The 270-nt window shown below is 49.3% G+C and carries 1 protein-coding gene; it reads left to right on the forward strand.

Features of this window, described 5'->3' with window-relative positions; translation table 11 throughout:
* On the forward strand, positions 1 to 270 hold a 270-nt coding region (locus tag LRL21_RS45170; protein ID WP_240422248.1), incomplete at both ends, for a hypothetical protein.

The following is a 270-nucleotide window of genomic DNA, read 5'->3' on the forward strand; positions in this document are numbered from 1 at the left end:
GAATGAATCAGGGTGGGGGCTTGTCGATTGATGATATCCAGGTCACGAAGCTCAATGAATCGTTTGAGCGCGGGACCTATGAAGCGACGAGCTTCGGACCGGGAGCAGGGATCATAACGAATGATCCGCAGAAAGTCATAACAGGCCAATATTCGGCCTATGCAGAGGCAGCGTCAAGCCAATATTGGCAAGAATTTAGTGTTTCGGATCCCAGCAAAATGCAGCTGGAAAAAAACACGACCTATACCGTATCGTTTAAGCACAAGGCGG

This window comes from Paenibacillus periandrae, from assembly GCF_022458865.1.
GTDB classification, from domain to species: domain Bacteria; phylum Bacillota; class Bacilli; order Paenibacillales; family NBRC-103111; genus Paenibacillus_S; species Paenibacillus_S periandrae.